This window comes from Actinokineospora spheciospongiae (genome assembly GCF_003182415.1).
GTDB lineage: Bacteria > Actinomycetota > Actinomycetes > Mycobacteriales > Pseudonocardiaceae > Actinokineospora > Actinokineospora spheciospongiae.
Genome location: NZ_QHCP01000008.1, coordinates 138,997 through 154,759 on the forward strand (window position 1 = coordinate 138,997; position 15,763 = coordinate 154,759).

Consider the following 15,763-nt stretch of genomic DNA (forward strand, 5'->3'; position numbering starts at 1 on the left):
CAGCGTCTCACCCCGGGGGTGGGGTGCGTGTTGCGGTGCGCTTGCGCGCGGCCCCGTAGAAATGGTCCAACGAGGAGGCACCCGGCGACCACAGGGGTCGGAATGCGCGTCCTCCGGCATTGGTGGCACGGGCGATCGCGACTCGGCCGGATTGTGCGCCGCACGGTGATCCGGCCGAATCCGATTTTCGGGCTGTCGGGGCCAATACGAATTCGAGGAGACGCACGTGAGCACAGTCGCCGCCCGGCCGGGCGAGGCAGCCGCGGGTCGGCACGCGGACCGGTACGCCACCACGGACATGCGGGTGGTCACCGCCGCCGAGATCAGCGACTTCCGCGGCCTGCTGCGCACCGCCATCGAGGCCAGGGCCGCGGCCGGGACGCCCAAGGCGTCGCCGGTGCACCCGTTCCTGCTCTCCTCGAACACCTACGAACAGCTCGTCGGCCAGCTCACCCCGGCCGAGGGGCCGCGCCCGACCGCGGTGCACCTGGGCCAGCAACTGTGGCTGCGCGGCCTGGTCAAGCCGGGGGAGCGGGTGGCCATCGACCTGGAGGTGCTGGCCGCCCGGCGCGAACCGCGCGGGGTGCGGCTGGCCATCCGGTGCGTGCTGGTCGGCGGCGACGGGACCACGCTCTCGGAGCTGCGCACCGCGGTCCTGCTGGTCGGGGCGACCGAGCCCGCGGCCTTCGGCGTGATGCCGGTGGCCGTGGTCCGCGACGCGGAGCCGGACCCGGGGCCGGTCGAGTCGACCGCGGTGACCTGCGTGGTCACCCGGGAGACCGTCGACCGGTTCGCGGCCACCACCGGCGAGCGCAACCCGGTGCACAGCGACGACGGGGCCGCGGTCGCCGCCGGGTTCCCCGGCCGGGTGGTGCAGGGGATGTGCCTGGTGGCGCTGATCGTCGAGGACGTCATCGACCGGTTCGCGGGCGGTGACGCGGAGCGCATCGCCGGGGTGGGGGCGCGCTTCACCGCGCCCGCGTTCCCGGACGAGGCGCTGGAGATCTTGTACACCACCACCGAGAGCGGACCGCTCGTCGGCTTCACGTGCGCCTCGGCGCGCGGCCCGGTGGTCAAGGGCGGATGGGTGCGGATCACCGCCGAAGGAGGCGAGAGCGATGACAACCACGATCACCACGACAGCGGCACCGCTGCCTGAGCCGGTCCTCCCGCACGACGGGCTGGTCGCCGGGTTCCTGCGCCAGGCCGAGAGCCGCCCGGACGCGGTGGCCCTGGTCTGGCACGACACCCGGATCGACTACGGCGACCTGTACGACCTGGTGTGCGTCGAGCGCGACCGCATCGACGGCCTGGGCCTGGCCCCCGGTGTCCCGGTGGGGCTGCTGGCGGACAAGTCGCCGGAGGCGGTGGCGCTGGCGCTGGCCTGCCTGCTGGCCGGGCGGCCGTTCCTGCTGCCGTCCCCGGCGCTGGCCGACGGCGCGCTGGCCACCCTGTTCGCCCAGGCCGGGTGCGCCAGGGTGCTGGTCCCGCAGGGCCAGCCGCGGCGCGAGCTGCCCGCCCCGGCCGCGTTCGCCGCGGTGGAGCCCGCGCCCGCCGACACCGCGCTGATGCTGACCACCTCCGGTTCGACCGGGCTGCCGAAGGTCGTGCCGCTCTCGGGCGGTGCGGTGGACCGGTTCATCGCCTGGGCCGCCCCGGAGTTCGGCATCGGCCCGGGCACCGCGGTGCTCAACGTGGCGCCGCTCAACTTCGACCTGTGCCTGCTGGACGTGTGGACCACGCTGGCCGCGGGCGGGCGGGTCGTGCTGGTGGACCCGGCGCACGCCGCCAACGGCAGGCACCTGGTGGAGCTGCTGTCCACCCAGGACGTGCGGGTCGTGCAGGCGGTGCCGATGTTCTTCGGCCTCATCCTGCAAACCGTGGCCGATACCGACACCGCGTTCCCCTCGGTGGAGCACCTGATGTTCACCGGTGACGCGATGCCCGCGCACGTGCTCGCCGAGCTGCCCCGGCTGTTCCCCGGGGCCAGGCTGCGCAACATCTACGGCTGCACCGAGACCAACGACAGCTTCATCGCCGACGTCGCCCCGACCGACAACCCCGTCCCGATCGGACACCCACTGCCCGGTGTGCAGGCGTTGCTGGTCGACGACGGCGCGGTCGTGGACGGTCCCGGCACCGGGGAGCTGTTCGTGCACACGCCCTTCCAGACGGCGGGGTACCTCGACCGCTCCAGGCACGCCGACAAGTTCGGCGCGCACCCCACCGGCGCCGACGACCTGCGCTGGTTCCGCACCGGCGACCTGGTCCGCCGCGCCCCCGACGGCAGCCTGCTGCTCCTGGGCCGCGCCGACTTCCAGGTGAAGGTGCGCGGCGTGGCCGTCAACACCGCCGAGGTGGAGCGGGCGCTGCTGGCGCACCCGGACGTGCTGGAGGCCGCGGTGCTCGCGGTGCCGGACCCGGTCGCGGGCAGGCTGCTCGCCGCCGCGGTGCGCCGGGCGCCCGGCAGCGGCCTCAACAGCCTGACCCTGCGCGCGCACTGCTCACGGGAGCTGCCGCGCAACGCCATCCCGAAGACGTTGCACATCAGCGACGTCCCCCTGCCGAAGACGGCAACAGGCAAGGTCGACCGAAAGGCGGTCGGCACGCTCACCGAGCAATCCACAGTGGAGAGAAGGGTGTCATGAGCAACGTCGACACGATCAAGTCGTTCATCATCGAGGAGTTCCTGCCGGACGTGGAGCCCGCCGCGCTGGCCGCGGACTACGACCTGCTGGCCAACGGCGTCATCGACAGCCTGGGCCTGCTCAAGCTGATCGCCTGGATCGAGGACCGCTTCAGCGCCCCGATCGCCGACGACGACCTGGACCCGGACAACTTCCGCAGCGTCACCGCCATCGACACCTTCGTCGCCCGCGTGACCGCGGGTGCGGTGACCGGGAGCTGACATGGACCAGGTGATCGCCGCCCTGCTGCGCGGCGGGGACGCGGCCGGGGAGATCGACCTGCCCGCCTGGCGGGCGCTGTGGGACCGGCTGGAGAGCGGCGCCCTCGACCGCGCCGAGGTCTCCGCGCTGCTGGCGACGCTGTCGACCCGCCTCCCGGCCCCGGCCCCGCTGGAGGCCCTGGTGGTCTCGCTGCGGGAGCGGCGGTCCGGTCCGGAGCACCCGGCCTGGCCGGGTGCGGTCAACATCGTCGGCACCGGTGGTGGGCCCCGCACGTTCAACGTCTCCACCGCCGCGGCGTTCGTCGCCGCGGCGATGGGGGTGCCGGTGGTGAAGACCGGGTCGCGCGCCCACACCGGCTCCGTCGGGTCGATCGACCTGCTCGACCGGCTGGGGGTGCGGCTGACCCGCTCGGTGCCTGACACCGAGGACGCCCTGGGGGAGCACGGGATCGCCTTCGCGGGCCCGTTCGTCTACCCGGCCACGCTGACCAGGATGGCCCGCGCGCTGCTCCCGCTGGGGCTCAAGCCCTTCGGGCGGTTCCTCAACGCGCTCGGGCCGTTCCTGGCCGCGGTGCCGGTCTCCGCCCAGGTGACCGGGGTTTCCTCGGCCGCCCCGCTGGAGCCGCTGCGCCACCTGGCCGCGACCGCGACCGACCGCACGGTCTGGTTGTGCGCCAACGACGTCGGCTGCGACGAGCTCCTGGGCTTCGCCGACAACGTGATCCACACCGGCGGTGACCCCGTCACCCTGTCGCCGGGCGACCTGGCCCCCGGGCACGGCTCGCTCGACGACCTGGCCGAGGCGCACCCCGACAGCCTCGTCCCGCACTTCCTGGACGTGCTCTCCGGCCGCGGCACCACCGCGGCCACCGAGGCCGTGTGCCTCAACGCCGCCGCGCTGGCGATGGCCGGTGGTCACGCCGCAACGTGGCCCGGGGCTTTCGCCGCCGCGACCGAAGCCGTGCACGGCGGTGCCGTGGTGGCCCTGGTCGACCGGGTGCGCGCGAAGGCGGTGGCCCGTGGCTAGGTTCTTCGACCAGCTCACCCCGGACCACCCCGGGCTCGCGCTGTTCCTCAACGCCGGTGACCCGCCGCTGGACGTGCTGGCCGAGCTGCTGCCCGCGCTGGACGAGATCGGCGTGGACTGCCTGGAGCTGGCCGTGCCGTTCCCCGGTTCGGTCACCGACGGCAAGACCGTCCGCGACTCCGCGGACCGGGCCCTGGCCCAGGGGGTGGACCTGGACGTGGCGTTGGAGTTCGTCGCGCGGGTCCGCCCCACCCTCAAGCGGCTCCGGATCGCCCTGCTGGCGGACTGGAGCCACTCCCTCAAGCGCCGGTCACTGGCAGCGGTGGCCGGGGAAGTGGTCGACAGCGGTGTCGACGGATTGCTGGTCCACGGCCTGCCACCGCGTCTGCGGGCCGAGTACCACCGGGTGACGACCGAAGCGCAGCTCCCGATCGTCACCACCTGCTACCACGGGGTCAGCACCCCCGAGGTGCAGCGGGAAGCCGCCGCGCACGCGACGGCCTACCTGTACCTGGTGGCCCACTACGGGCGCAGCGGGACCGCGCCCGCGGCGGGCTACGCCGAACTGGCGGACACCGTGGTCCGCCTGAACGCGACGGCCACCGCGCCGATCGCGGTCGGCTTCGGCGTCAAGACGCGGCACGACGTCGAAGCGGTGCACCGGATCGGAGCCAACGCCGCAATCGTTGGCTCCGCCGGCGTCGGGGTGGTCGAGCGCGCCCTGCACAGGCGCACGGACCTGGTCGCCGAGTTCGGCGACTTCGCCCGCTCGCTCCTCCACCCCATCCACTACCCCCTCGCATCAGGGAGCACACCATGATCATCCGTGATCTCGGCACCGTCAAGACCGTCGACTGGGGCAACGGCACCAGCGCCCGCCTGCTCGTCGCGGCCGACGGCCTGGGTTACACCGTCTGCGACACCGTCGTCACCGCCGGGTCCAAGTCCAAGCTCCAGTACCGCAACCACCTGGAGGCCTGCTACTGCATCGGCGGCTCCGGCGAGGTGCAGGACATGGACGGCAACTCCTTCCCGATCACCCCGGGCGTGCTCTACGCGCTCAACGAGCACGACGAGCACTGGCTCATCGCGAGCCCGGACGAGGACCTGCACCTGGTCTCGGTGTTCACCCCCGCCCTGCGCGGCGACGAGGTGCACAGCCTCGACGGCTCCGGCGCCTCCGCGTACTGAGCCCGTTCCCCGCTGGGCGGTTCCCCGCCCCGCCGCACCGGTGATCCCACACAAGACCAGGAAGGGCGTTTCGCCGTGATCGAGTGGACCGCTGATCAGGAAGACCTGCGCGCGGGCATCGCGCGCTGGTGCGAGGCATTCAGCGCCGACCATGTCGAGCGCGACGAGGAGGGCACCTTCTCCTGGGAGAAGTGGAAGCTGGTGCGGCGGGCGGGGCTGCTCGCGCTGCCGTTCGACGAGCGGTGGGGCGGCGACGGCCTAGACCTCATCACCGTCATGGGTGTGCTGGAGGCGCTCGGCGAGGGCAACCGCGACGCGGGCCTGACGTTCTCCGTGACCACCAGCATGTGCAGCACGGGCATCCCGCTGGAGGCCTTCGGGTCGAAGGCCCTCAAGGACCGGTACCTGCCCCTGATCACCTCGGGCGAGGCGATCGGGGCGCACGCGATCACCGAGCCGTCCGGCGGGTCGGACGCGCTCGACATGCGGACCACCGCCAAGCGCGACGGCGACGAGTTCGTCCTCAACGGCAGCAAGACCTTCATCAGCAACGGTCCGGTCGCCGACCTGTTCGTGGTGTACGCGCTGACCCGCCCCGGCGCGGGCGCGCTCGGCACCACCGCGTTCCTCCTCCGCCGCGACACCCCCGGGCTGGTCGTCGGCAAGCCGATGAAGAAGATGGGCCTGCGCACCTCCCCGCTCTCGGAGCTGTTCTTCGACGACTGCCGGGTGCCCGCCGACCACGTCATCGGCCGGGTCGGCGCCGGGTTCATGGTGCTCGACCACGTGATGAAGCGGGAGATCCTGTTCTCCTTCATCACCAACGTCGGCGAGATGGCCCACCGGCTCGACCGGTGCGTGGCCTACGCCAAGGAGCGCACGGCGTTCGGCCGGCCGATCGGGTCCTACCAGGCGATCCAGCACAAGCTCGTCGACATGAAGATCAAGCTCGACACCGCGCGCAAGTGGCTCTACGACGTGGCCGAGCTGCTGGTCGCGGGCAAGAGCGTCACCACCGAGATGGCCATCGCCAAGCTGCTCACCAGCGAGGCGAACCTGGCGTCGAGCCTGGCCGCGGTGCAGGTCTTCGGCGGGCACGGCTACATGGCCGAGACCGGCCTGGAGAAGGACGTGCGCAACGCCGTCGCCGGGACCATCTACTCCGGGTCCACCGAGACCCAGTACAACCGCATCGCGTCGATGATGGGCCTGTGAGGTGACCGTGCGCTCCCTGCTGAACCCCCTGCTGAAGGTCTGCGGCGCGACCGCGGAAGCCGACATCGACCTGCTCGCCGCCGGTGGGGTCAACCTCGTCGGCCTCTGGCACGGCGTCCCCGGCGGCCCGGCCGAGCTGCCCCTCGACCGGCTCGCCGACCTGGCCGCCGCCGCCCGCTCGACCGGACGGCTGCGGCCGGTGCTGGTGACCTTCCTGGCCGACGCCGACGCGATCGCCGACGCCATGGAGCACTCCGGCATCGAGTGGGTGCAACTGCACGCCTACCAGCCGCCCGCGCTGGTGAAGGCCCTGCGGCAGCGCAGGCCCGGGGCGCACATCCTCAAGGTGCTGCACGTCGCCGACGGGCAGTGCGTGGAGAAGCGGCTCATCCCCGCCTACGAGCGCGCCGGGGTCGACACGTTCCTGCTCGACCGGGTCGGGCTCAACGGCCAGGTCGGCAGCACCGGGCTGCGACTGGCCGAGTCCGACGTGGTCGACCTGGTGGCGGGCATGACGATCCCGTTCGTCCTCGCGGGCGGGATCGACGCCGACAGCCGCCCGTCCTACCCGCGGCTCTCGGTGCACCCCGGGATGCTCGGCGTGGACGTCGACACCGCCGCCCGAGGCGGCGACGGCCGGTTCGACCGGCACGCCGTGGCCGCGCTCACCGCCTCCTGGGGCGGGGAGCCGGAAACGGAGGTCCTGAAGTTGACGGTGCCGACGGCGCGGCCGGTCGTGGTCGGCCAGGAAGGGGCGGTGGCACCGTGAGCGCCTTCGTCGACAGCCTGCTCGCCGGGCGCCCGCTGATCATGGAGGTCAAGCGGAAGTCCCCGCACGGCGAGGACCTGATGGCCGGGCGGCCGGTCGCCGAGGTCGTCGCCTCCTACGCGGCGGCGGGCGCGTCCTGCGTGTCCGTGGTGACCGGCCGCTGGTTCGGCGGGACCCCGGAGCTGCTGGCCGAGGTCGCCGCCGCCACCGCGCTCCCGGTGCTGCAGAAGGACTTCCTGACCCGCCGCGACCACCTGCACCGGGCCCGGGACCTGGGCGCCTCGGCGGTGCTGCTGACCGCCGGGCTGCTCACCCGCTCCAGCCTCACCACCCTGGTCGAAGGGGCGCTGGCACTCGGGCTGACCCCGTTCGTCGAGGTCACCACTGAGGCAGAGGTGGCCGCGCTGCCCCTGGCGGAGCACTGCGTCATCGCGGTCAACAACAAGGACATCAAGACCGGCGAGAAGGACGCGGGCGACCTCGGCCGCAGCGAGCGGATGCTCCCGCACGTGCTCGCCGCGGGCACCCGCTGCCCGGTCAGCGCCAGCGGCATCGCCGACCCGGCGGTCGCCGCGCACCTGGTGCGCACCGGCTACAGAGGACTCCTGCTCGGCACCTCCCTGCTGCGCGCCGGGAACGTCGCCGACTGGGTGTCGGAATTCGACACCGCGCTGGGGTGGGTTCCTGCGGCCGAGATCCCCGTCGTGGTGCCCGGGTGAGTGGATGTGCTTGCCCGGGGTGCGGTCTTTTGGTTGGTGGTGCCCGGGTGGGTGGATGTGCTCAGCTTTCGAGCCCGGGGTTTTGGTGGGTGTGCCCGGGTGGGTGGATGTGTTTGGCCGGGGCCCCTATGGCGATCATGTGCTCCAGTGTGACCGGGTGGGGCTGAAAAGATGCCCCACCGCCCAGGCAGGCTGTCACATGATCGCCACCCCCGGCCAAACACATCCACCCACCCGGGCAGTCGCTCGCCAGGCCGGCGGTTTGTGGGGCGGTCGGCTGGCCGAGCGCATCCATCCACCCAGGCATTCGATCGCCGGGCCGGCGGTTTTCGGGGTGGTCGGCTTGGCGTTGAAGACATCCGCCCGCCCGGGCGTTTCCGTAGTCGGGCCGCCGGTTGGGGGCGGCCGGCGGAGTCAGGGACAGCTCCCAGCACAACCGCGGGCGGCGTGCCCGCGGTCTGAACCGGAAGAGGGATGGTCAGCATGCGCGTCACCGTGACCGGCTCGATCGCCACCGACCACCTGGTGGCCTTTCCCGGCGTGTTCAGCAGGCGGGTGCTGGCCGACCTGCCGCACGGGTTGGCGCTGGACGCCGTGCTGCGCACCCCCGCGCCCCGGCCCGGCGGCACCGGGGCGAACACCGCCTACGGCCTGGCCCGGTTGGGGCTGCGCCCGGTCCTGCTCGGTGCGGTCGGCCCCGACTTCGACGGGACCGGGCTCAGCGCGCTCGGCGTGGACACCGGGTCGGTGCGGGTGTGCGCGGAGCCGACCGCCCGCTTCCTGTGTGCCACCGACACCGGCGGCAACCGGGTGGCGGCGTTCCGCCCCGGGGCCATGCGCGCCGCCCGGCACCTGCGGTTGAGCGCGGTCGCCGACCGGCTCGGGTCGCCCGGCCTGGTGCTCGTCGCCGCCGACGACCCGGTTGCGATGGTCCGGCACGCCGAGGCCTGCCGCCTGTACGGGCACCCGTTCGCCGTGGCGCCCTCGCGCCAGGTCGGGTGCCTGGCCGGGGACGAGTTGCGTGCCCTGGTCGGTGGGGCGCGGGTGCTGTTCACCAGTCGCCACGAGGTGGCGCTGCTGCTGGAGAAGACCGGCTGGTCGCACCGGGAGGTGCTGCGCCGCGTCGGGACCTGGGTGACCACCCTCGGCGCCGACGGGGTGCGGTTGGAGGTGGTGGGTGAGCGGCCGGTGACCGTAGCCGCCGTCGAGGTCGTCGCGGTGGACCCGACCGGGTCCGGTGACGCCTTCCGCGCCGGTTACCTGGCCGCGCTGGGCTGGGGGCTGGACGCGGTGTCCGCCGCCCGGCTCGGCTGCGCGCTGGCCGCGCTCGCGGTCGGCTCGCTGGGCGCGCAGGCCTACAACCCGGACCCGGTGCGGCTCACCGCCTTGCTCGCCGACGCCTACGGGGTCGAGGCGTGCGTCCCGTTCGGACCGCACCTCGGCGTTCCCACCGTGCCGCTGACCGTCCCGCGCGCCGCCGCGTCGACCGTGCCGCCGATGGGCGCGCGGCGGTCCGGCGCGGCGGGCGTCCCGATCGCGTCCTGACCCCGACACCCGCCCCAGGGAGCCCAGCCATGTCCGCCGCACTCGCCACCCCGCCCGCCGCGACCGAGGAGCAGGCCGCGCCGTTGCGGCTGGTCTGCTTCGCCCCCGCGGGCGGGTCCTCCGCCTCCTTCAAGACCTGGCCCAAGGCGCTCGCCCCGGAGTTCCTGGTGCAGGCCGTGGACCTGCCCGGCCGGGCCACCCGCCGCGCCGACCCGCCCGCCGAATCGTTGGTGCAACAGGCCGACGAGCTGGCGCCGAGGTTGGCCGGGTCGGGGCCGTACGCGCTGCTCGGGCACAGCCTCGGCGGTCTGCTGGCCTACGAGGTCGCCAAGCGGATCAGCCGCGACCCGGACCTGCGCGACCCGGAGTTCGTGGTGCTGGCCGGGTCGCGCCCGCCGCACCGGTCGTCGTCGAAGGTGTTCGCGCCGCTGGTGGAACTGCCCGACGAGCAACTGCTGGACGCGTTGACCGAGATCGGGGCGGTGAACCCGATGCTGCGCACCTCGCCGCTGCGCGGGCTGTTCATCCCCGCGCTGCGCAACGACCTGCGCCTGGTGGTGGGCTACCACCCGGACCCGGCGGAGGAGCCGCCCCGCATCTCCCTGGCCGCATGGCACGCCGAGGACGACCACCTGGCCCCGCCCGCGGTGGGCACCGAGTGGGCCCGGTACACCAGTGGGGACTTCACCCACACCGCGTTCGGCGGCGACCACTTCTTCCTCTACGACCGGATGTCGACCGTGGCGTCGACCCTGCGGGCCGCGCGGGACCGCGCCGCGCGACCCCTCCGGTGAACCGCCGCCCGTGATCGGGCGCGGTGTGTCACTCTTTCCCGCGCATTTGTCTCGGCAATCGAAATACGCCCGCCCGCCCCGGCAGTGTTTGTGCCGGGACGAGCGGGCGTTTTTGCCTTCCGGCAACCTTCTCGCCATCCGCGCAGGTCAGCGTGTCGCATAGGGTCGTCTCGCGGCCGCTGCCGGGTGGAGACGCCCGGAGATGGGCCTGAGCTTCTTGACTATGGCTCAATTCCGCGCAGACCGGTTGACTACGGGTATGGGAGAGCGAGCGAGCCGTGACCGGGCGAATGAGGTCCTGGTGATCGGGGGTACCGGCAAGACCGGCCGCCGGGTCGCCGCACGGCTCGGCGCCCGGGGGGTGCCGGTGCGGATCGGCTCCCGGTCGGAGACCCCGCGCTTCGACTGGAACGACCACGAGACGTTCGCGCCGGTCCTCGACGGGGTCCGGGCCGCGTACGTCACCTACATCCCCGACCTGGGCTTCCCCGGTGCCGTCGCCGACATCACCCGGTTCTGCCGGGCCGCCGTCGACGCCGGGGTCGAACGGCTGGTGCTGCTCTCCGGCCGCGGCGAGGAGGCCGCGCAGGAGAGCGAGCGGGTCGTGCAGCGGTGCGGGCTGGAGTGGACGATCGTCCGCTGCAGTTGGTTCAACCAGAACTTCAGCGAGAACTTCATGCTGGAGGCGGTGCTGGCCGGTGAGATCGCGCTGCCCGCGGGCGACGCGGTGGAGCCGTTCGTCGACGCCGACGACATCGCCGACGTGGTGGTGGCGGCGCTGACCGAACCCGGGCACGCCGGGCAGGTCTACGAGCTGTCCGGGCCGCGGCTGCTGGGGTTCCACGACATCGCCGCGGAGATCAGCAAGGCCACCGGGCGCGACGTGCGGTACGTGCCGCTGAGCCCGCCGCAGTACGCCGCCGCGCTGCGCGAGCGCGGCATGTCGCAGCACTTCGTCGGCCTCTTCGGCGAGGTCCTCGACGGGCGCAACGCCTACCTCACCGACGGGGTGCGCCGGGCGCTGCGCCGCGAACCCCGCGACTTCACCGACTTCGCGCACGACACCGCCGCCAGCGGTGTCTGGAACGCCGACTGAGACCCCCGCGCGCCGCGCGCCGCGGCACCGCCGACTGAGCAGAACCGCACCACTAGCACCACCAGCACCACCAGCACCACCAGCACCAGGACCGCCGACACCGCAGAACCCGCACGGAACCGCAGGGAGCACGCCATGACCGCAGGACTGTCCAGTGAGCACGGGCTCGACGGACTCCCCGAGAACCTCCACGGCTTCGCGCTGCTGCACCGCGCGATGCGCCGCGACGCCAAGAAGCTGCTGGCGGTGGCCCCCAAGCTGTCCTCGTCCAAGCGGGCGAGGGTGGCCTCCTGGTGGGACCAAGTGCGCGCCACCATCGACTGGCACCACCACACCGAGGACGACATCCTCTGGCCCGAGCTGCGCGCCAAGGTGCCCGGCTTCGCCGAGCGGGAGGTCGACATGCACGCCGACCACGCCGCCCTGGACCAGGCGATGGACGCCGTCACCGCGGCGCTGCGGCTCGACGACAACGCCGCACTGGTCGAGGCCGCGACGCGGTTCGACGCGATCATCCACGACCACCTGCGCGCCGAGGAGACCATCGTGCTCCCCGCGTTCGTCGCCATGGGCAAGCGCGCCTACGGCGGCGTGGAGCGCCGCATCATGCTCAGCGCACCGCCGGGGGTGCTCGCGTTCCTGCTTCCGTGGATGTTCGACGGCGCGGGCTCCGGGCGGGCCGCCGCGCTGATGCCGCTGCCGGTCCGGCTCATCGGCCTGACCGCGCTGAACTTCCGCTACGAGCGGTCCTACCGCTGGTGGTGATCGGCGGGATCTCCTCCCGCACCAAGGACTGACCGGTGTCGGCGCACAGGGCGGTGTGCGGGCACGGCGCGAGACCCGCGCCTGCCGTCGGGTGGACGGCAGGCGCGGGGACAACCGGGATCAATGCGAGGGGACAGGGCCATGGGCTGGCTGAACGGGGCGGACGAGGCGTCCGGTGGCGTCATCGCGACGTCCACTGTGGTCGACCGCGTGCCCGGACAACGAACACGCAGGGGCACGGTCCTGGCGGTGTCCGGACTGGGCTACACCACAGACGACGGGCGCGGCGTCGTCCGCGACATCGGTTTCGAGGTCGCCGCCGGGGAGGCGTACGGCCTGGCCGGGCCCACCGGGTCCGGCAAGAGCACCATCGTGCGGCTGGTCACCGGCCTGCTCGGCGCCGACACCGGCAGCATCACCGTCGGCGGCGAGTCCATCGACGCCTACGACGGCTTCCAGTTGCGGCACGTCGTCAGCTACGTCCCGCAGAGCGCGGTGATGGTCCCGACCGCCACGATGGCCGAGACCCTCGCCTTCTGGGCGCGCTTCCACCGCATCCCGCGCGCCGAGCGCGCCGACCGGATCGCCGAGGCCCTGCGCCGCGCGGGCCTGGCCGCGCACGCCGCCGTCCCGGTCGACCGCTGCACCGGCGGCGAACTGCGCGAGCTGTGCCTGGCCATGTCCCTGCTGATCCGCCCCAGGATGCTGGTCCTGGACCAGCCCACCGCCCACATCGACCCCGACAGCCGCGTCCGCCTCCTCACCACCCTCAGCGACCTGCGTGACCAGGGCATGTCCGTGCTGTACGCGGGCAGCGACCTGCTGGAGGTCCGCTGGCTGTGCGACCGCGTCGGCCTGCTCGACGAAGGCACCCTCCTCCCGGACGGCGCCGACACCCTCACCGGCTCACTGGCCTGACCCGCGAACCCGTCCCACCGACCCATCCACGACCCACAGGGGAGAATCCACCATGTCCGACCTCCGCAACGCGCAGTTCGCCCAACAGGTGGGGCCGCCAACGGGCAAGAGCAAGCTCGCCACGCCCGTGCTCTGGCTCGCCACCGCCTGCATGGGCCTGATGGCGGGGACGTTCTTCACCTTCGCCAACGCCGTCATGCCCGCGCTGGCCAAGACCGACAACCGCACCTTCATCGACTCCATGCAGCAGATCAACCGCGCCATCCAGAACAACACGTTCGGCTCGGTCCTCGCGGGCGCCTTCATCTTCACCGGCGCGGCGGCCATCATCGAGCACAAGCTCGGCAAGCGCACCGCCGCCCGCTGGGTCCTGGCCTCGCTGGCGCTGTACGTGGTCGCCATCGGCATCACCATGGGCATCAACATCCCCCTCAACGACCAGCTCGAGGCGGCGGGCCTGCCCACCGACCTCAACGAGCTGGCCCGCGTCCGCGGGGCGTTCGAGGACCCGTGGAACAAGTGGCACCTGGTGCGCACGATCGCCAACGTGCTCGCCTTCGGCGCGCTGGCGGGCGCACTGCTCTCGCACAAGCGCTCCAACTGACGCTCTCCTGTGGACAGGCCGCCGGGTTCCCCGGCGGCCTGTCCGCGTCTTGGCTTGGTTGTCACGTTGTGGGGACAGGTGAGCCCAGACGCCAGTTCGCGCAGGTCTGGGCCAAGCGGGCGCGGTGGCGGGCATCGTGACCGGCGGACAGGGACAGGTGGGTCCAGAAGCCCGCGACGTACGCCGCGAACGCCGTCAGCGCATCCGGGGTGGCATCCGCGTAGGCCGGGATGGTCCGGGCCCACGACTCCGCCTCGGCGGGAGTGTGACCCGCGTCGACCAGGCGGAGGGTCATGAAGGCCGTGTCCACCCACGGGGCGCCACTGCCGGGGAACCCCCAGTCGATGACGTGCACTCGGTTGGTTTCGCTGATCAGGAATTGGTCCGCGTGGAGATCGGTGTGGAGCAGGCTGGTGCCGTCGACCAGGGCCGGGGCGGCAGCGGAGACGCGCGCCATTTCGCGGGCATCCCAACCGCGGATGTGCTCCGGGGCCTCGTCGGCCAAGCGGGTCCACCAGTCAGTACCGGACCAGCGGTCGCGCAGTGGACGCAGGTCTGGAGTCCGGACGCGGTTGATCCTCGATAGCGTCTCGGCGACCAAGGGGAGATCCGCCGAGCCGGGGCGGAGGTCTGCGCGGCGGCCGGGGACGTAGGTGAAACCGACGATGAGCCAGTCATCCACGTCAGCGTGGAAGACGATGTTGGGGGCGATTCCGGGGGCGCGCAGGGAGCCGGTGATCTCATTGCGAAGCCAGCGCATACGCCTGCTCACGCCACGGACACCTTTCACGAACGCCGGCTCCCCGGACACCCCACGCACGACCACTGCCAAGTCGCTGCTGTCCCCCCGGTCCACGTCCACCGCCCCGACGACTCGGCTCATCCGCTGCTCGACGGCGGACACAACGGCAGCGGGCAGCTCCGGCCAAGTCGTCACGTCAGTCCTTGCCGCGATTGTCCGAGTTCTCGTTGCCGTCGCCACCGCTGGCGTTGCAGTTGCCCTCTTCGTGGCAACTCCCGCAGCGGTCCGTGCCGCTGAACCACAGCTCATGGTCCACCACATAACCGGCGGCCTCGATCGCGGCAGGCGTACGACCGACCCGGCCACCGGCCCCGGTCGGAGCCGACCCGGGCGCGTCGTCGGGGACGTGGTGGATGAAGCGGCCTGCGATGCGGTGGCAGAACTTGGTGTATTCCCTCGTGTAGAGCAGGAAGGCGTGCCAGCCCAGATCCACCCCGGCACTGGGGCTCAGCGGTTCGCCGACATGCCGGGCCGATGCCGCCAGGAACGCCAATGATTGATCAACCGCGCGCTCGGCCATCTCTCGATCCACACCCGCGTCCGTGACCACCCGGCTGACCAATCGCTCGAACAGCTCACCGCCAACCAGGTCCCGCCCCGACGCGAGTGGGGTGCCCAATACCGTGGTCATACCCGATCTCCTTCCGGTCAGTGGCTTCCATCCTGGCGGCACACGACCACCGGGTGCGTCCTCCATCAGGGGCGACACGACCAGCGAGACAAGGACCAGGTCAGCAGCACCTCGCCGGGGACGTTTTGGCCAACGCTGAAACAAGGATCTGAGCAGGTGAGGCGCCTTGGAGTTCCGACAGCGGATCGCCACGTCCTGGCTCGGTGGAAAGGTCTCGAGTGCAATCACAGCCGTCCCCACCGAACAGGCCGCCGGGAAGCGTTGCCCGGCGGCCTGTCCACATCCGGGTGGCGGATCACCACATGTCGTCCAGTTGGTCGAGTTGCTTGCGCAGTAGCCGTGCGTCCTTCGGTGGCAGCACCGCCACCACGGCGTGGAGGAACAGGCGCAGTTCCGGTGGGTCCGGGCAGCACTCGGAGACCCCGCAACCCTCTGCCTCGCTCCACAGCCTGTGCCCGGGGGTGCGGACGAACCAGGCCCACGTCCGCAGGGCGCGGGCGGCGCCGCCCGGATCGAAGCGCTCGCGTTCGAGCCGGGCGATCGCGGCCACGCCCCGGCCGGACAACCCGGGGATCGGGCGGTGTCTCACGCGGGTGGGCTGCCAGGGAGGTCGCCTGCGGCGGCGCACGGGCGGGTTGGCCATGACTCGTCGGTTGGCCGCCGCTCGTCGGGCGGCTCTGGTGCGCTTTCGCGTCACTCGTTCGGCGATGGCGGCGCGCACGCGCGCCGGGGACTTACGCCCCATTGTCCTTTCGGGCAAGCGTCATGCCGCACATCTT

At 72.5% G+C, this 15,763-nt stretch carries 18 protein-coding genes; 15 read left to right on the forward strand and 3 right to left on the reverse strand.

Annotated features, from left to right (window positions below):
• Window positions 1–226: 226 nt before the first annotated feature.
• The 15 genes from DFQ13_RS21540 to DFQ13_RS21610 all read left to right on the forward strand — a co-directional run bounded on the left by DFQ13_RS21540 (window position 227) and on the right by DFQ13_RS21610 (window position 13,551).
• The gene (locus tag DFQ13_RS21540; RefSeq protein WP_110081108.1) at window positions 227–1,159 is read left to right on the forward strand and encodes a MaoC family dehydratase; all 933 of its coding nucleotides are present in this window, start codon (window positions 227–229) and stop codon (window positions 1,157–1,159) included.
• Window positions 1,119–2,648: an AMP-binding protein gene (locus tag DFQ13_RS21545; RefSeq protein ID WP_084175689.1), complete on the forward strand. Its 1,530-nt coding sequence runs from the start codon at window positions 1,119–1,121 to the stop codon at window positions 2,646–2,648. Before DFQ13_RS21540 ends, DFQ13_RS21545 begins: the two co-directional genes overlap by 41 nt.
• Window positions 2,645–2,908 (forward strand): phosphopantetheine-binding protein, encoded by a 264-nt coding sequence (locus DFQ13_RS21550; RefSeq protein WP_110081109.1) that lies wholly within the window; start codon window positions 2,645–2,647, stop codon window positions 2,906–2,908. The genes DFQ13_RS21545 and DFQ13_RS21550 overlap by 4 nt, the downstream gene beginning before the upstream one ends.
• A 1-nt stretch (window position 2,909) precedes the next feature.
• The gene (locus DFQ13_RS21555; RefSeq protein WP_110081110.1) at window positions 2,910–3,935 is read left to right on the forward strand and encodes an anthranilate phosphoribosyltransferase; all 1,026 of its coding nucleotides are present in this window, start codon (window positions 2,910–2,912) and stop codon (window positions 3,933–3,935) included.
• Entirely contained in the window at window positions 3,928–4,755 is an 828-nt protein-coding gene (gene trpA, locus DFQ13_RS21560) for a tryptophan synthase subunit alpha (RefSeq protein WP_110081111.1), read from the forward strand. Before DFQ13_RS21555 ends, trpA begins: the two co-directional genes overlap by 8 nt.
• The gene (locus tag DFQ13_RS21565; RefSeq protein ID WP_035283469.1) at window positions 4,752–5,126 is read left to right on the forward strand and encodes an ectoine synthase; all 375 of its coding nucleotides are present in this window, start codon (window positions 4,752–4,754) and stop codon (window positions 5,124–5,126) included. Before trpA ends, DFQ13_RS21565 begins: the two co-directional genes overlap by 4 nt.
• 75 nt (window positions 5,127–5,201) lie before the next feature.
• Window positions 5,202–6,341 (forward strand): acyl-CoA dehydrogenase family protein, encoded by a 1,140-nt coding sequence (locus DFQ13_RS21570; protein WP_110081112.1) that lies wholly within the window; start codon window positions 5,202–5,204, stop codon window positions 6,339–6,341.
• 1 nt (window position 6,342) lies between these two features.
• Window positions 6,343–7,110, forward strand: coding sequence for a phosphoribosylanthranilate isomerase (trpF, locus tag DFQ13_RS21575; RefSeq protein WP_219994575.1), 768 nt, complete (start codon window positions 6,343–6,345; stop codon window positions 7,108–7,110).
• Complete coding sequence (locus DFQ13_RS21580) at window positions 7,107–7,829, forward strand: beta/alpha barrel domain-containing protein (protein ID WP_219994577.1); 723 nt, start codon at window positions 7,107–7,109, stop codon at window positions 7,827–7,829. The genes trpF and DFQ13_RS21580 overlap by 4 nt, the downstream gene beginning before the upstream one ends.
• Before the next feature lie 483 nt (window positions 7,830–8,312).
• Window positions 8,313–9,374, forward strand: a complete 1,062-nt coding sequence (locus DFQ13_RS21585; RefSeq protein WP_110081197.1) for a PfkB family carbohydrate kinase — start codon at window positions 8,313–8,315, stop codon at window positions 9,372–9,374.
• 29 nt (window positions 9,375–9,403) lie between these two features.
• Window positions 9,404–10,168: a thioesterase II family protein gene (locus tag DFQ13_RS21590; protein ID WP_110081113.1), complete on the forward strand. Its 765-nt coding sequence runs from the start codon at window positions 9,404–9,406 to the stop codon at window positions 10,166–10,168.
• Window positions 10,169–10,427: 259 nt separating this feature from the next.
• A complete protein-coding gene (locus DFQ13_RS21595; RefSeq protein ID WP_181400094.1) occupies window positions 10,428–11,264 on the forward strand; it encodes an NmrA family NAD(P)-binding protein in 837 nt (278 codons plus the stop codon).
• Between the two features lie 135 nt (window positions 11,265–11,399).
• On the forward strand, window positions 11,400–12,029 hold the full coding sequence (locus tag DFQ13_RS21600; protein ID WP_110081115.1) for a hemerythrin domain-containing protein: 630 nt from the start codon (window positions 11,400–11,402) through the stop codon (window positions 12,027–12,029).
• Window positions 12,030–12,170: 141 nt separating this feature from the next.
• The gene (locus DFQ13_RS21605; protein WP_052021655.1) at window positions 12,171–12,947 is read left to right on the forward strand and encodes an ABC transporter ATP-binding protein; all 777 of its coding nucleotides are present in this window, start codon (window positions 12,171–12,173) and stop codon (window positions 12,945–12,947) included.
• Window positions 12,948–12,999: 52 nt separating this feature from the next.
• A complete protein-coding gene (locus DFQ13_RS21610) occupies window positions 13,000–13,551 on the forward strand; it encodes an anthrone oxygenase family protein (RefSeq protein WP_110081116.1) in 552 nt (183 codons plus the stop codon).
• Window positions 13,552–13,612: 61 nt separating this feature from the next.
• Here the strand turns inward: DFQ13_RS21610 and DFQ13_RS21615 are convergent, their stop codons facing one another.
• The 3 genes from DFQ13_RS21615 to DFQ13_RS21625 all read right to left on the reverse strand — a co-directional run bounded on the left by DFQ13_RS21615 (window position 13,613) and on the right by DFQ13_RS21625 (window position 15,573).
• Window positions 13,613–14,455, reverse strand: coding sequence for a phosphotransferase family protein (locus DFQ13_RS21615; protein ID WP_233438517.1), 843 nt, complete (start codon window positions 14,453–14,455; stop codon window positions 13,613–13,615).
• A gap of 34 nt (window positions 14,456–14,489) precedes the next feature.
• On the reverse strand, window positions 14,490–14,984 hold the full coding sequence (locus DFQ13_RS21620; RefSeq protein WP_110081118.1) for a glycine-rich domain-containing protein: 495 nt from the start codon (window positions 14,982–14,984) through the stop codon (window positions 14,490–14,492).
• A 295-nt stretch (window positions 14,985–15,279) separates the two neighbouring features.
• Window positions 15,280–15,573 (reverse strand): hypothetical protein, encoded by a 294-nt coding sequence (locus DFQ13_RS21625; protein WP_146241319.1) that lies wholly within the window; start codon window positions 15,571–15,573, stop codon window positions 15,280–15,282.
• Between the last annotated feature and the right edge of the window lie 190 nt (window positions 15,574–15,763).

What these genes read in the sequence shown, in the direction of transcription:
- DFQ13_RS21610 (WP_110081116.1), top strand. Translation starts at nt 13,000, where the DNA reads ATGTCCGACCTCCGCAACGCGCAGTTCGCCCAACAGGTGGGGCCGCCA.
- DFQ13_RS21590 (WP_110081113.1), top strand. Translation starts at nt 9,404, where the DNA reads ATGTCCGCCGCACTCGCCACCCCGCCCGCCGCGACCGAGGAGCAGGCC.
- DFQ13_RS21585 (WP_110081197.1), top strand. Translation starts at nt 8,313, where the DNA reads ATGCGCGTCACCGTGACCGGCTCGATCGCCACCGACCACCTGGTGGCC.
- DFQ13_RS21600 (WP_110081115.1), top strand. Translation starts at nt 11,400, where the DNA reads ATGACCGCAGGACTGTCCAGTGAGCACGGGCTCGACGGACTCCCCGAG.
- DFQ13_RS21545 (WP_084175689.1), top strand. Translation starts at nt 1,119, where the DNA reads ATGACAACCACGATCACCACGACAGCGGCACCGCTGCCTGAGCCGGTC.
- DFQ13_RS21550 (WP_110081109.1), top strand. Translation starts at nt 2,645, where the DNA reads ATGAGCAACGTCGACACGATCAAGTCGTTCATCATCGAGGAGTTCCTG.
- DFQ13_RS21565 (WP_035283469.1), top strand. Translation starts at nt 4,752, where the DNA reads ATGATCATCCGTGATCTCGGCACCGTCAAGACCGTCGACTGGGGCAAC.
- DFQ13_RS21605 (WP_052021655.1), top strand. Translation starts at nt 12,171, where the DNA reads ATGGGCTGGCTGAACGGGGCGGACGAGGCGTCCGGTGGCGTCATCGCG.
- DFQ13_RS21595 (WP_181400094.1), top strand. Translation starts at nt 10,428, where the DNA reads ATGGGAGAGCGAGCGAGCCGTGACCGGGCGAATGAGGTCCTGGTGATC.
- DFQ13_RS21620 (WP_110081118.1), bottom strand. Translation starts at nt 14,984, where the DNA reads ATGACCACGGTATTGGGCACCCCACTCGCGTCGGGGCGGGACCTGGTT.
- DFQ13_RS21555 (WP_110081110.1), top strand. Translation starts at nt 2,910, where the DNA reads ATGGACCAGGTGATCGCCGCCCTGCTGCGCGGCGGGGACGCGGCCGGG.